The sequence below is a fragment of the Rhizobium sp. BK399 genome (genome assembly GCF_014194695.1).
Classification (GTDB): Bacteria; Pseudomonadota; Alphaproteobacteria; order Rhizobiales; family Rhizobiaceae; genus Rhizobium.
This window is the reverse complement of sequence record NZ_JACIAH010000007.1, coordinates 115625-128980: the sequence shown is the minus strand read 5'-3', so window position 1 is coordinate 128980 and position 13356 is coordinate 115625. Positions and strand designations below refer to the sequence as shown.

12 protein-coding genes are annotated in these 13356 nt (G+C 60.1%); 6 read left to right on the top strand and 6 right to left on the bottom strand.

Annotated features, from left to right (window positions below; genetic code table 11):
• Nucleotides 1-41: 41 nt before the first annotated feature.
• Nucleotides 42-1973, bottom strand: a complete 1932-nt coding sequence (locus tag FHT97_RS16600) for an autotransporter assembly complex family protein (protein ID WP_183863679.1) — start codon at nt 1971-1973, stop codon at nt 42-44.
• A 169-nt stretch (nt 1974-2142) separates the two neighbouring features.
• The gene (locus FHT97_RS16595; RefSeq protein WP_183755331.1) at nt 2143-2406 is read right to left on the bottom strand and encodes a glycine zipper domain-containing protein; all 264 of its coding nucleotides are present in this window, start codon (nt 2404-2406) and stop codon (nt 2143-2145) included.
• 268 nt (nt 2407-2674) lie between these two features.
• On the opposite strand from FHT97_RS16595, the gene FHT97_RS16590 reads away from it, so the two are divergent.
• The 4 genes from FHT97_RS16590 to hemA all read left to right on the top strand — a co-directional run bounded on the left by FHT97_RS16590 (nt 2675) and on the right by hemA (nt 7812).
• Nucleotides 2675-3166 carry a (2Fe-2S)-binding protein gene (locus FHT97_RS16590; protein WP_183755217.1) on the top strand — a complete coding sequence of 164 codons (492 nt, stop codon included), beginning with the start codon at nt 2675-2677 and terminating at the stop codon, nt 3164-3166.
• A gap of 82 nt (nt 3167-3248) precedes the next feature.
• Nucleotides 3249-5594 (top strand): xanthine dehydrogenase family protein molybdopterin-binding subunit, encoded by a 2346-nt coding sequence (locus FHT97_RS16585; RefSeq protein ID WP_183863678.1) that lies wholly within the window; start codon nt 3249-3251, stop codon nt 5592-5594.
• 12 nt (nt 5595-5606) lie between these two features.
• Nucleotides 5607-6404, top strand: a complete 798-nt coding sequence (locus tag FHT97_RS16580; RefSeq protein ID WP_183863677.1) for a xanthine dehydrogenase family protein subunit M — start codon at nt 5607-5609, stop codon at nt 6402-6404.
• A 193-nt stretch (nt 6405-6597) separates the two neighbouring features.
• Entirely contained in the window at nt 6598-7812 is a 1215-nt protein-coding gene (gene hemA, locus FHT97_RS16575; protein WP_183863821.1) for a 5-aminolevulinate synthase, read from the top strand.
• Between the two features lie 33 nt (nt 7813-7845).
• On the opposite strand, the gene dxr is transcribed toward hemA, so the two are convergent.
• Nucleotides 7846-9039, bottom strand: coding sequence for a 1-deoxy-D-xylulose-5-phosphate reductoisomerase (dxr, locus tag FHT97_RS16570; RefSeq protein WP_183863676.1), 1194 nt, complete (start codon nt 9037-9039; stop codon nt 7846-7848).
• A 191-nt stretch (nt 9040-9230) separates the two neighbouring features.
• On the opposite strand from dxr, the gene FHT97_RS16565 reads away from it, so the two are divergent.
• Entirely contained in the window at nt 9231-9497 is a 267-nt protein-coding gene (locus FHT97_RS16565; protein WP_183755222.1) for a BON domain-containing protein, read from the top strand.
• A gap of 7 nt (nt 9498-9504) precedes the next feature.
• Here the strand turns inward: FHT97_RS16565 and FHT97_RS16560 are convergent, their stop codons facing one another.
• Nucleotides 9505-9651, bottom strand: a complete 147-nt coding sequence (locus tag FHT97_RS16560; protein WP_183863675.1) for a hypothetical protein — start codon at nt 9649-9651, stop codon at nt 9505-9507.
• A 188-nt stretch (nt 9652-9839) separates the two neighbouring features.
• Between FHT97_RS16560 and FHT97_RS16555 the strand changes: the two genes are divergently transcribed.
• Nucleotides 9840-10484, top strand: a complete 645-nt coding sequence (locus FHT97_RS16555; RefSeq protein WP_183863674.1) for a ThuA domain-containing protein — start codon at nt 9840-9842, stop codon at nt 10482-10484.
• Here the strand turns inward: FHT97_RS16555 and FHT97_RS16550 are convergent, their stop codons facing one another.
• Both FHT97_RS16550 and FHT97_RS16545 read right to left on the bottom strand, forming a co-directional pair.
• A complete protein-coding gene (locus FHT97_RS16550) occupies nt 10485-12113 on the bottom strand; it encodes a phosphoethanolamine--lipid A transferase (RefSeq protein ID WP_183863673.1) in 1629 nt (542 codons plus the stop codon).
• A 132-nt stretch (nt 12114-12245) separates the two neighbouring features.
• Nucleotides 12246-13274: a LacI family DNA-binding transcriptional regulator gene (locus FHT97_RS16545; RefSeq protein WP_183755225.1), complete on the bottom strand. Its 1029-nt coding sequence runs from the start codon at nt 13272-13274 to the stop codon at nt 12246-12248.
• Nucleotides 13275-13356: the final 82 nt, after the last annotated feature.

Below are 13356 nucleotides of genomic sequence, written 5' to 3'. Positions count from 1 at the left end.
GCGGCTCAAGGCACACGAAGGCGCCGCGGGTTGCCAGTATGTTAGAATGCCTGGCCGATGCCGGCGTAGATACCGTAATCCGTGCCATCCTCGTACTTGTTGAGTGGCACGGCAAAATCAAGCCGCAATGGACCAAACGGCGTCGCATAGCGAATGCCGATGCCCGCACCCGCCCGAATGTCGGAAAAATCGGGCGCGATGTCGGCTGAAACCGTCCCCACATCGATGAACGGCACTATGCCGATCGTATCGGTGATCTTTACGCGGGTCTCGAACGATGCAGTGACATAGGATGCTCCGCCGGTCTCTTCGTTGTCCGCGTTCCTGGGCGAGATCTCCTGGTAGCTAAAGCCGCGAACCGAGCCGCCGCCGCCAGCGAAGAATCGGCGTGTAGCAGGAATGTTCTGGAGGTCGTCTGCCCCTACGAGAAAGCCTGCGGAAAGCTTGCCGGCAAGAACGATGCGGTCCTCCGCTCCCAACGCGTGATATCCGGTGATCAAGCCCTCGACGCTCGAGAAGAAGGTGCCGTTGTAGGCCTCGTAGCTTGGCGTCGCCTTGAGCATTCCCCGATAGCCTTCGGTCGGGTCGAACTTGTTGTCGCGTGCGTCGCGGTCGTACTGCAAGGGCAGTGAGAAGGTCAGGTAGCTGTTGTTGCCAAAGGCATCGTCATCACGTTCCCAGCTCACCTCGCCGGCGCCGGTTATTGTATCCAAGTCGGACAGTTCGTAGGAAAGGCCGAGGGACGCAGTGACGAGCTTTGCGGTGTAGGCATCGGGGTTCTCGGTTTTGGCAAGGATGCTGGCCCGGAGGGTCGCGGCCGGAACGAACGCGCCGGGCTTGGTAAAGGTGACACCTGCTGAATAGTCGAGATCGCCAACGTTGGTCGTTTCGCCCAGGCGGCCCACCGACCCTTCGATGCGCAGTGCTTCCGCTTCTCCGAAGAGATTGCGGTGACCCCAATAGCCGTTGATCCCGAAGCCGTCCGTGGTCGAATACTGGGCGCCGATACCGAGATAGCGTTGCTTTCCCTCCGATACCTCGATCGTCATCGGCAATGTGCCGTCCGGTGCCAGAGCGTCTGCCTCGTGAATGGTCACGCTGGAGAAGACCCCCAATGCGCGCAGTCGCTCTCCGGCTTTCTTCAATGCTTCGGGCGAATATTGCTCGCCCCTGTTCAGCCGCGAGTAGCGCTGGATGAAGCCCGGTCTTACGGCCTTTGCGCCCGTGACGTCGACGTCGCCGACCGGCGCGACCGGACCGCCTTCGGCGGCGAGAACAATGTCGACGGTGTTCGTCCTGTGGTCAGCGACGACTTTGCGAGTCGTCAGCTTCGCCAGCGGCCGGCCTTCGCTTTTCAACTGTTCGACAATCGTGTCGCCGGCCTTGATGATGGTCAACGAGCCAGCCGTCTCGCCGGGAGCAAGATCGTAGTCTGCGGGGTTGCGGCGCGCGGCGTCGCCGCCGAACTGAACCTCATGAACTTTGAAGACAGGACCCGCAGCAACGTTGATCGTAACCGGGACAGGGCGTGAGCGATTGAAGGTCGGATTGGGCGGAAGAGCGTCGATATCCCTGCCGTCGACTCTGATTGTCACCACGCCGCCGTAGCGCGCCTTCTCATAAAGGGCGGCGATCAGCCGTTCGCGATCGTCTCTGGCCTTGACGACGACGCCGAGGTCGCCCGACACGGGTCGATCCTTGTCGCCCACCAGACGTGAACTGTTTTCCAGTGCTTCCTTGAGATCCGGATCGCTGCTGTCGGTCGTGAGCGTGACATCGTAGCGGACAGGATCAGGCACTTGGTCGGCCGCCGAGTCGTCATCCTTGCCCCACAATGTGATGCCGAAAAGCTTGAAGGCGAAAGCCTCCGAGATCAAAGCCGGCGAAAACGCGAATGCCGCCGCGACCACCAGTATGGTGCCTGCGCGCCGATACGCTATACCCGGTTTCGGTGCCTGCCCTCTAATCTGCATCCGCCGCTTTTGGTTACACTAGAATTGCTTCGCGCCCCCCGGCCGGCGGCAACCTTAGCGGCAAATTTCCTCGGCGTGTACCGTTTTAAATCGCCTGGCCGCTGAAATGGTGGAAAAAACGAGAAATCCCGGGCTTCACACCCGGGATTTCGAGACAGTTTTGCGCCGCTCAATAGCCGCCGCGGCAATCGTCGATGTACCGGCGACCGTACTGGTCGCGGTAATAACACTGTCCCGGCTGCTCGGCGACACGGCCGATGAGGGCGCCAGATACACCGCCGATCGCCGCGCCAACCGCAGCGCCACGAACATTGCCTGTTACTGCACCCCCGATAATTGCGCCGGAGGCAGCGCCGATACCGGCGCCCTGCTGGGTCGGCGTGCAGCTTGCAATCGAAAATCCAATCAAAGCGAATGCAACAATCTTCTTAATCAAATTCTTCTCCTAGGTTGGTCGCCCTCGAAAGAGCGGTGGCCGTCCCTGATTCTTGTTTTTGTCATGCTAGTCGTCAAACTGTGGCGCAAAAAGAGCAGCCTGCCTTCGATGCCCACCTTTCGCACAATGGAGCTGCAACTTTCGTCCAAATTCGACGCAACCGGACACGGCGAATTTAACTAACCTCCCGAAAGTAGTGGTTGATCCTAAAGCGAAAACGTCAAATGATACCGTCCGTGCCTGGAGGAGGCGCGAGGAGGAAATCATGGCGAAAGTGAAACTGACGGTGAACGGCCGGGCAGTCAGCGGTGACTGTGAAGAGCGTACGCTTCTTGTCCATTTTATTCGCGAAAAACTCGGCCTGACGGGAACCCACGTCGGCTGTGATACAAACCAATGCGGTGCCTGTGTCGTTCACATGGATGGCAAGTCGGTGAAGAGCTGTTCGATCCTTGCTGTCCAAGCGTCGGGTTCCACGGTCACCACTATCGAGGGGCTCGCCAGCAACGGTGAATTGCATCCTGTCCAGGCCGCCTTCAAGGAGCATCACGGTCTGCAATGCGGCTTCTGCACGCCGGGTATGGTGATGACGGCCGTCGACATGATTTCGCGCCACGGCGGCCAGCTGGACGAACAGACGGTCCGCCATGAACTCGACGGCAATATCTGTCGGTGCACCGGCTATCACAACATCGTCAAAGCCGTCCTGTCTGCCAACGAACAGATGCACGGCACCGCCAAGCAGGCGGCCGAATAGCTCTCAGGAATTGTCTGGCTGACTGCCGAATACGATTCGCTTTGGCGGAATGCCAGGCCCGAAACCCCATTGGGAGGACATCATGGGTGTTGAAGGAATTGGTGCACGCGTCGCACGCAAGGAAGATAAACGGTTCTTGACCGGCAAGGGCCGCTACACGGACGACATGGTCGTGCCGGGCATGAAATTCGCCTATTTCATCCGCAGTCCACATGCACACGCCAGGATCACGGGAATCGATGCGGCTTCGGCCAAGGCCATGCCGGGCGTCATCGACGTGCTTGACGGCAAGCAGCTGCTTGCAGACGGCATCGGCAACCTCATCTGCGGCTGGATGATTCATTCGAAGGATGGTTCGCCAATGAAGATGGGGGCTTGGCGTCCGCTGGCGGTCGAGACTGTCCGCTACGTTGGCGATGCTGTTGCCATCGTGGTTGCCGACTCGCTCGCAGAGGCCAGGGACGCCGCAGAGGCCGTCGTAATCGACTACGACGAATTGCCCGTTGTCGTCGAGGCTGTCGACGCACTGAAGTCCGGTGCACCCCAGATCCATCCGGAAGCTCGGAACAATCTGATCTTCGATTGGGAACTCGGCGACGGTGCTGCAACCGACAAGGCTATTTCCGCAGCGGCGCATGTCACGGAAATAGAGATCCACAACAACCGCTTGTCGCCCAATCCGATGGAGCCGCGTGCTGCGCTCGGGATCTACGACGCCGCCGAAGATCACTACACCTGCTACACGACTAGCCAGAACCCGCACGTCGCCCGTCTCGTGATGAGTGCCTTCTACAACGTCGCGCCCGAGAACAAGCTGCGGGTGATTGCTCCTGACGTTGGCGGCGGATTTGGATCGAAGATCTACATCTACCCGGAAGAGATCGTCTGTCTCTGGGCTTCCAAGAAGACAGGCGTGCCGGTGAAATGGAATTCGGACCGAACCGAGGCCTTCCTGACAGACGCCCATGGCCGCGACCATGTCTCCAAGGTAAAGATGGCCTTTGACAGCGACCACCGCATCATTGGGCTAAAAGTCGATACCATCTGCAATCTCGGTGCCTACATGTCGCTGTTTTCGTCGGCGGTTCCGACCTACCTCTACGCAACGTTGCTGTCCGGCCAGTACGATATTCCGGCCATCCATGCCAATGTGCGTACGGTTTATACCAACACCGCGCCGGTTGATGCCTATCGTGGCGCTGGTCGCCCCGAGGCCACCTACCTGCTCGAGCGGACGATGGAAACGGCAGCCCGCGAGCTTGGCATTTCGCCGGCCGAGCTGCGGCGGAAGAACTTCATCCGCTCCTTCCCGCACCAGACGCCTGTCATCATGAACTATGACGCCGGTGACTACGAGGCATCACTCAATGCCGCCATGCAGGCCGCCGACTGGAACGGCTTCGCGGCGCGCAAGGCAGAGGCGGCAAGCCGCGGCCTGAAGCGCGGCCTCGGCATGAGCTGCTACATCGAGGCGTGCGGCATCGCTCCCTCGCAGGCGGTCGGCTCGCTTGGTGCGGGCGTCGGTCTATGGGAATCCGCCGAGGTACGGGTCAATGCGGTTGGCACCATCGAGGTGCTCACCGGGTCGCACAGCCACGGACAGGGGCATGAAACGACCTTCGCGCAGCTCATTTCGGATCGTCTCGGTGTTCCGCTGGACAGCGTGTCGATTGTCCACGGCGACACCGACAAGGTGCAGATGGGCATGGGCACCTATGGCTCACGCTCCGGCGCCGTAGGCATGTCGGCCGTGGTCAAGGCGCTCGACAAGGTCGAAGCCAAGGCCAAGAAGATCGCCGCTCACCTGATGGAAGCCGACGAGGGCGATATCGTCATCGAGAACGGCGAGGTGAAGGTTGCCGGCACCGACAAGAGCCTGCCGTGGTTCCAGGTGGCGCTCGCCTCCTACACCGCACACAACCTGCCGAGCGGCATGGAGCCGGGGCTGAAGGAGACCGCCTTCTACGACCCATCCAACTTCACCTTCCCGGCCGGCTGTTACATCTGCGAAGTCGAAGTCGATCCGGAAACCGGCAAGACGGAGATCATCCAGTTCGTCGCGGCGGACGATTTCGGCAACATCATCAACCCGATGATCGTTGAAGGCCAGGTGCATGGCGGTATCGCACAGGGCATCGGTCAGGCTCTGCTCGAGGCCGTGCATTATGACGAGAATGGGCAGCTGTTGACGGCAAGTTTCATGGATTACGCCATGCCGCGCGCCGATGATCTGCCGTCGTTCAAGGTCTCGCATCAGGTAACGCCGTCCCCGAGCAATCCGCTTGGTATCAAGGGCTGCGGCGAGGCTGGTGCCATCGGATCTCCGCCGGCGCTCATCAACGCCATCACCGATGCCATCGGCAACAACATGCTGACGATGCCGGCCACGCCGCAGAAGGTGTGGATGGCAGCGCGCGCGGTTCATTGAGGAGGAACGACGATGTATCAGACCAACTATCACCGTGCGTCCTCGGTCGATGAAGCCGTGAGGATGATTTCGGGCACATCGGAGGGCAAATATGTTTCCGGTGGCATGACACTGATCCCGACGATGAAGCAACGCCTCGCCGCGCCGAGCGATCTCGTCGATCTCAGGCATATTCCCGCGATGCAGGGAATCAAGGTCGATGGTCGCAAGGTGACCATCGGGGCGGCGACTCCGCATGCCGAAGTTGCCGCATCGGCGGCTCTGCGTGCGGTTTGTCCCGCGATTTGCGACCTCGCCGGCATGATCGGCGATCCGCATGTCCGGCACATGGGCACGATCGGCGGCTCGATCGCCAACAACGACCCTGCTGCGGACTACCCGTCGGCCATGCTGGCGCTCAATGCCCGCATCATCACCAACAAGCGCGAGATCCCTGCCGACGATTTCTTCACGGGTCTGTTCGAGACGGCATTGGAGGACGGCGAACTGCTCACTGCGGTCAGCTTCGAGGCTCCCGACAAGGCCGGCTATTCGAAGTTTCCAAATCCGGCGTCGCGCTACGCAATGACCGGGGTTTTCGTTGCCAAAGGTGCTGGGGGCGTAAGGGTCGCCGTCACTGGGGCTGGTTCGAATGGCGTCTTCCGCGAGCCGGCCATGGAAACAGCTCTTAACGCCAACTGGTCTGCCGGCTCCGTCGCTGGTGTCGATGTCAATCCGACAGGGTTGATGTCGGACCTGCATGCCAGTGCGGAATACCGCGCCAACCTCATCAAAGTGATGGCTAAACGCGCCGTTTCCGCCGCCACTTGACGGAACCCGCGCAAATGCGAGGCAGGCAAGCTGCCTCGCATTTTTCTGCCATCTGCCTCAAAATGAGCTTTTTCGAATTAAAATAATTCAAGAGTATGGGCCTTTTGACGCAGTTAATGGTAAAGCGAGGGCAAAGGGTTGACGTGCGCGCGTCCGTTGGCAAAAAAACGCTCGCACGATACTGGAGCAGATGATGGATTTCGAAGCGTTCTTTAAAAACGAGCTGGATGGGCTTCACACGGAAGGCCGTTATCGCGTTTTTGCCGATCTTGAGCGTCACCGCGGCAGCTTTCCGCGCGCCACGCGACACACGGAGAACGGCCCGCAGGACGTCACAGTCTGGTGCTCCAATGACTATCTCGGCATGGGCCAGAACCCGAAAGTGATCGAGGCAATGAAGAATGCCATTGATCACTGTGGCGCGGGTGCGGGAGGCACCCGGAATATCTCTGGCACCACCCACTACCACGTTCTGCTTGAGCGCGAGCTGGCCGACCTCCACGGCAAGGAAGCGGCGCTGATCTTCACCTCGGGCTATGTCTCGAACTGGGCGGCACTCGGTACGCTCGGTGCCAAGATCCCCGGCCTCATCATCTTCTCGGACGCGCTGAACCACGCCTCGATGATCGAAGGCATCCGCTATGCCAAGTGCGACAAGGTGATTTGGAAGCACAACGACGTCGCCGATCTCGAAGCCAAGCTGGCGGCTGCCGATCCGAAGGCGCCGAAGCTGATCGCGTTCGAATCCGTCTATTCGATGGATGGGGATATCGCGCCAATCAAGGAAATCTGCGATCTCGCCGACAAGTACGGTGCAATGACCTATCTCGACGAAGTCCATGCCGTCGGCATGTACGGACCGCGCGGCGGCGGCATTGCCGAGCGCGAAGGCCTGATGGATCGCCTGACGGTGATCGAGGGCACGCTCGGCAAGGCGTTCGGCGTCATGGGCGGCTACATCGCTGCCTCGACGGCGCTCTGCGACTTCATCCGCTCCTTCGCCTCCGGCTTCATTTTCACGACGGCGCTGCCACCGGCGCTTGCCGCCGGTGCGGTTGCCTCGATCCAGCATCTGAAGGTCAGCCCGTTCGAGCGGGCGCGGCATCAGGAGCGGGTCCGCAAGCTGAGGGCACTGCTCGATCAGCGCGGCATTCCGCATATGCCGAACCCGAGCCATATCGTGCCGGTGATGGTCGGCGATGCCGCCAAGTGCAAGTGGATCTCGGATCTGCTGCTCGACAATTGCGGTGTCTACGTCCAGCCGATCAACTACCCGACGGTGCCGAAGAAGACCGAGCGCCTGCGCATCACCCCGACGCCGCTGCACAGCGATACGGACATCGAACATCTGGTCGAGGCGCTGCATTCGCTCTGGTCGCGCTGTGCATTGGCCCGGCACGTGGCCTAAGGGTTCGCGTTATTTGGGAAAGCAAGGCCGCCGTCAGGCGGCCTTTTCGTTGAAGGCTACCAGTTCTGCGGCAAGCCTGCGGGCCTCGGCGTCAGCAGCAAAGACGTCGTCCATCGTCGTCGCTTCGCCGGTTGCGATCATCTTGTCCATCACCGCTTCGGCAATATCGGCCATCGCAAGGAAACCGATCCGTTCCTCGACGAAGGCATGAAACGCAATTTCCTCGGCCGCGTTCATGATGGCGCCCTGCAGTCCGCCGCGCTCCAGCGCGGTGCGCGCCAGCCTCAGTGCCGGAAAGCGTTCTTCGTCAGGTGCCTCGAAGTCCAAGCGCGAGAGCTTGGCGAAATCCAGCCGCTCGACATTCAATGTTGGTCGGCGCGGGTAGTCGAGCGCGTAGCCGATCGCCGTGCGCATGTCGGGGCAACCGAGCTGCGCGATGATCGACCCGTCGGTGTAGCCGACCATGGAGTGGATGATCGACTGCGGATGCACGATTACTTCGATCTGATCGGGCCGCACGCCGAAGAGATGCTTCGCCTCGATCATCTCCAGCGCCTTGTTGAACATCGAGGCGCTGCCGACCGAGATCTTCAATCCCATTGACCAGTTGGGGTGCGCTCGCGCCGTCGCCGCAGTCACATTCGCCATGTCGGCGCGCGACCAGGTGCGGAACGGACCGCCCGAAGCCGTCAGGATGATCCGTTCGACGGCGTGCCGCTGATCCTCGTCCAGAGACTGGAAGATCGCGCTGTGTTCGCTGTCGACCGGGATCAGCCGTCCGCCGCCCTTCGCCACGGCATCGACGAACAGATCGCCGGCCGACACCAGGCATTCCTTGTTGGCGAGCGCAATCGTGGCGCCCTTACGGGCCGCGGCAAGCGTCGGCGCCAGTCCGGCCGTACCGACAATGGCGGCCATGACCCAATCCGCCTCGAGGTCCGCGGCTTCCGCCAGGCCCGATACGCCGGCAGCCACGGCGATGCCGCTGCCGGACAGTTCTTCCTTCAGCGAGTGATACTTGTCGTCGCTTGCGGTGACCGCAAACCTGGCGCCAGACGATTTTGCCTGCTGCGCCAGCAACTGGACGTTCTCGTTGCCGGTGACGACAGCGATCTCGTAGCAGTCCCGTCCGCCCAATTGCTCGACAACGTCGAGCGTATTTTGTCCGATCGAGCCGGTTGAGCCAAAAATACTAAGGCGCCTCGGCGCGCTTTCGCCTGCTATCATCGGTGATTTCGCCAAAACACTTGCATTGGCTCTGGCTGTACAGGGGATTGAAATAGGCGGCAAGTGTGCGGCGCAGCAGAAATCTGACGCCCAGCAGGATGTCACTGCCTTCGTCAGCGATCTCTTGCCGCGGAGCGAAACCAACTGGCTGATTGCCGCGTTTTGTTATGGTCGAAGCAGGAGGAAGGCAGATGGTTTTCAAGCAACCGACGTTCTTTGGCGAGCCTTATGAGCCGGAGTCCGGGGCTGACAAGGATGCAGCGCTCGAGGAGGCCGTGGCGAATGCTCTGGCTGTCGCTGGTGGGATTGACGCTGCGGATGTAAACGTGACGCTCGATGATGGCGCTGTTGTATTGACCGGCCTGGTTGCCACCGCGGCAGAAATCGAGCGCGCAACGGCCGTCGCACGAGCCATCGCCGGAACACGACCCGTGCGCAATGATATCAAGATAGCGTAGCTAACCCTCAGCCAGCGAAGCGTTCCATTTCGAAAACGGCCACTCTGTCCGTCTTCGGCGTGGTAATTGGCCCTGTCGATTTGTAGGCGGTTGCGAGCAGCAGGCCGCTGACAACAAGATATGCGAATGCAAGCAACGTCAGCTTCATACGCATGTCGAGCACTCCTCTCTTTTACGCCTCAAACGCCGTACAGGTCGGAAAGTTCCGACTTCCGATGGCTGTCAGAAAATGTGATCTCCTCGCCTGGCACTGGCTTGTGTCGCCGCTCCTGTCGTAAAGGGTAAAGATAGGGCCACCTGTTTCAACGCCGTGGCTTGATGCATTTGCAAATGGAGGTGGGTATGCGCAAAGCGATTATCGTATGGGGCGGCTGGAGCGGTCATGAACCTGAAGCCTGTGCGCACCGTGTCGCCGAACTGTTGCGAGACGATGGTTTTGCCGTCGAGGTGACCCCCGAGCTGGACATCTTTGGCTCGGCCGCGATCGCGAAGGCCGATTTGCTTGTGCCCGTGATTACCGGCGAGAAGCTCGAGAAAGCGCATGCCGATGGCTTGGTGGAGGCCGTGCGTGGCGGTCTCGGCCTCGGCGGACATCACGGGGCGCTTGCGACCTCGTTCAAGGAAAGTGCGCCCTTCCGCTATGTCTCCGGCGTTACCTGGGTCGCCCATCCCGGCAACATCATCGACTTTCGCGTCAACGTGACGCGCCAGCACGACCCGGTGATGGAAGGTATTCCCGATTTCGATTACCGGTCAGAGCAATATTATCTTCACTATGATCCGTCGGTCGATATTCTGGCGACGACGAGCTTTTCCGGGAAGTATGATGCGGCCGCCCGCAACGTCACGATGCCGGTCGCCTTCAAGCGCCACTTCGGCGCGGGACGCGTGTTCTACACGGCACTTGGCCATGTCGCGAGCGAGTTCGATCACCCTTACATGCGCCTCATTCTTCGTCGCGGTCTTTCGTGGGCGGCGCGCTCCTAGCTAGGAGGTCCGGCCTGTCCTGCATCCAGCAAAGACGTCGAGCTTCGCGTTATAGGCGGATGTCGAGACATTCATCATCCCGAGCACGCTGTGGAACAGGTTGTCGTGGGATGTGGGCTGCGCAGCCGACTGGCCAAGACATGTCTTGTCGAGCGCCATCGAAGCCGTGAAATCGGGGTCGAGCCAGACGAGGAACGGAACGTGTGTCTGCTCCTCGGGAGCAAGGATGTAGGGTGTGCCGTGAAGGTAGAGACCCTTTTCGCCGAGCGACTCGCCGTGATCCGACATGTAGATCAATCCGCTGGCGATCTTGTCGCTGCGGGCCTTGAGCCTATCGATGACGGTGGAAAGGAAATGGTCGGTGTAGAGGATCGAGTTGTCATAGGCATTGACGATCTCATCGTCCTTGCACTTCCCTAGCTCGGCCGTCTCGCACTCAGGCATAAACCTCCGGAATTCCTTTGGATAGCGCAGATAGTAGGCTGGCCCATGGCTGCCGATCTGATGCAGCACAAGCACGCTATCCTTCGTCACGCCGTTCAGCCATGCGTCCAGTTTGTCGAAAAAGATGCCATCCTGGCATTCACGGTTCTTGCAGAAACGTGGGTCGGTCGAATTCGCGAGGTTGACGAAGTTGATGCGCGCTGCGGCGCCCTTGCTGCCGGTGTTGTTGTCGAACCAGGCCACATCGATCCCAGCGTGGGCGAGGACATCCATCAAGCCCTCGTTCTCCATACCCTTCGTGTGGGTGAAGTTCGCGCGCGTGAACTGCGAGAACATGCAAGGGATCGACGTAGCCGTCGCAGTGCCACAGCTCGTCGTCTGCGGGAAGTAGGTAACGCCCTGCTTCCGAAGCTCGGGGTTGGTGTCGCGACGGTAACCGCCGAGCGAAAAGTTCATCGCCCTTGCCGTCTCTCCAGCAACGATGATCGTCACGCGCGGCTTGTGGGCGTCCATGACTGGAACGACTTTGGCGTCGGTGCCGAGCGGCTTGACGACAAGCCGCGCTTCCTTGCGGGCCTGGATAAAGTATCGTGTGGTGCTAACGATCGGGGTGACGGGATTCAGGCTCTTAACGATATCGCGGTGCTGCCGGATTGCCGCGGTGTATTCCTTGGCGTAGACGCCCGCGACGGCGCCGAATATCACGAGGCAGCCGACGATCGTCACACTGTTCCACCAGAGCTTCTGCAGCACCGGGCGGTGAACCACCCTGACCCACAGGATCAACACGATCGGGATGACAGCGAACAGAAGGACATGCCAAAGGAAATCCGGCGTGATCAGGTGATTTGCTTCTGCAGGTGTGGTTTCCATCGCGTTTCGGATCATGTCCGAATCGACAATCACGCCGAAGGAGTCGGTAAACCACGCGGCAAGCGAAGCCGCGAGAACGAGGAAGATCAGGACCGGTTTGATGACGTACTTTGCCGAGAAGGCCGTGGCAAAGGCCACGAACAGAACAGATACCGCGAGGTAGAGGGCGGCGACCGCGATCGGTGTCGCGCCGAGGTAGGCGTGAACCTTTCCCCAGAAAGTCCGGTTGGTGAACAGGACGAGATAGAGCGCCGTGATGGCGGACAGCGAAATGCTGCCAATTTGTGGCCGATAAGGCGACTGTCGTTTCAAGAGGCGGGGGCCTTCGGTGTCTTGTTGTTCGCACGGGCGAACTTCAGTTCACCGCAGCAGTTGCTTACTATCTGTCATAAAACTGACGCATACCTGAAGGGGCCGAGCGCAGTCGAAATTGGTTGAGGGCAGCTAAATATTCTCTGAAGTGTAGATGTGGAACGGCAGAAACGACTGTCCGGGGACAGCGTCGCCTTCTGATCCGATGGATGCCGTCATCAAGGTGACCAGTTCGCTGCATAGGCTTTTGACGGGCGTGGCTATGGCCATGGTCACAACATCATCGGCGAGGGCCGAGTGCGAATCCGGCGTCAGTTCGTTGACGACGACGACGAGCTTGCCTGCGAGGCCCTCCTCGCGCACAGCAGAGATCGCGCCTTCCATTCCGCCACCGCAGACGTAGAATCCGACCAGATCCGGATGTTCCTTGAGGAGATTGACGGTGGCCTCATGGGTTATCTCGGGCGTTTCGAGATTGATCAGCGTCTCGAGAACTTCGAACTCAGGAGCGTTCTCGCGGAAATACGAGCGGAAGCCGATCTCGCGCAACTCGTGTCCGTGGTAGCGGTGGCTGCCGACGAAACAGACGACCTTTCCTGGCCGCTTGGCGGCCTTTGCGATCATCCAGGCTGCGGTGCGACCGACCTTTCGATTGTTCAATCCGACGTAGCCCTGCCGCACGCCGCTTGCGAGATCGGACAGGATCGAGAAGGTCGGGATTCCCCTGGCCTTTAACGCTTCCACTTCGGCGGCGACGGCAGGATAGTCGGGGCCGACCAAGGCGATGGCCTGGTTGCGGCTGGCAAGAAGCTTCAAGGTTTCGATTATCGCGGCCGGCGTCGATGCCGTCGCATATTCGACCTGAGCGGTGATGCGAGACGTTGTGTGGGCATGCGCGGCATGTTCGATTTCGCGGGCGAGCGTCTGATAGAAGGATTGCGTCGGACGCTGCAAAAGAAAGCCCAGCCGATGGTGCGGGAGATCCTGAAAAACGCGCTGTCTGAGCAGGCCGACCGCATGGTAGCCGATTGAGGCAGCTGCGTTATAGACCCTTCGCGCCGTCTCCTCACGAACGCGATGACGACCGTTCAGCACGCGATCGACTGTTGCTACGCTGACGCCGGAGGCATCCGCCAGATCCTGGATCGTTGGTCGCTTCACCGTCGGCCCTTTGCAAGAATCCATCATTGAGAGGTGTCGCAATGATGGGTTTTGATAGAATACATCAAGGCTGCATTGTCGC

Bases quoted from the DNA above. Each gene is read 5' to 3' on its own strand.
- dxr (WP_183863676.1), bottom strand. From the start codon at position 9,039: ATGATAGCAGGCGAAAGCGCGCCGAGGCGCCTTAGTATTTTTGGCTCA.
- FHT97_RS16600 (WP_183863679.1), bottom strand. From the start codon at position 1,973: ATGCAGATTAGAGGGCAGGCACCGAAACCGGGTATAGCGTATCGGCGC.
- FHT97_RS16560 (WP_183863675.1), bottom strand. From the start codon at position 9,651: ATGCGTATGAAGCTGACGTTGCTTGCATTCGCATATCTTGTTGTCAGC.
- FHT97_RS16580 (WP_183863677.1), top strand. From the start codon at position 5,607: ATGTATCAGACCAACTATCACCGTGCGTCCTCGGTCGATGAAGCCGTG.
- FHT97_RS16590 (WP_183755217.1), top strand. From the start codon at position 2,675: ATGGCGAAAGTGAAACTGACGGTGAACGGCCGGGCAGTCAGCGGTGAC.
- hemA (WP_183863821.1), top strand. From the start codon at position 6,598: ATGGATTTCGAAGCGTTCTTTAAAAACGAGCTGGATGGGCTTCACACG.
- FHT97_RS16565 (WP_183755222.1), top strand. From the start codon at position 9,231: ATGGTTTTCAAGCAACCGACGTTCTTTGGCGAGCCTTATGAGCCGGAG.
- FHT97_RS16585 (WP_183863678.1), top strand. From the start codon at position 3,249: ATGGGTGTTGAAGGAATTGGTGCACGCGTCGCACGCAAGGAAGATAAA.
- FHT97_RS16555 (WP_183863674.1), top strand. From the start codon at position 9,840: ATGCGCAAAGCGATTATCGTATGGGGCGGCTGGAGCGGTCATGAACCT.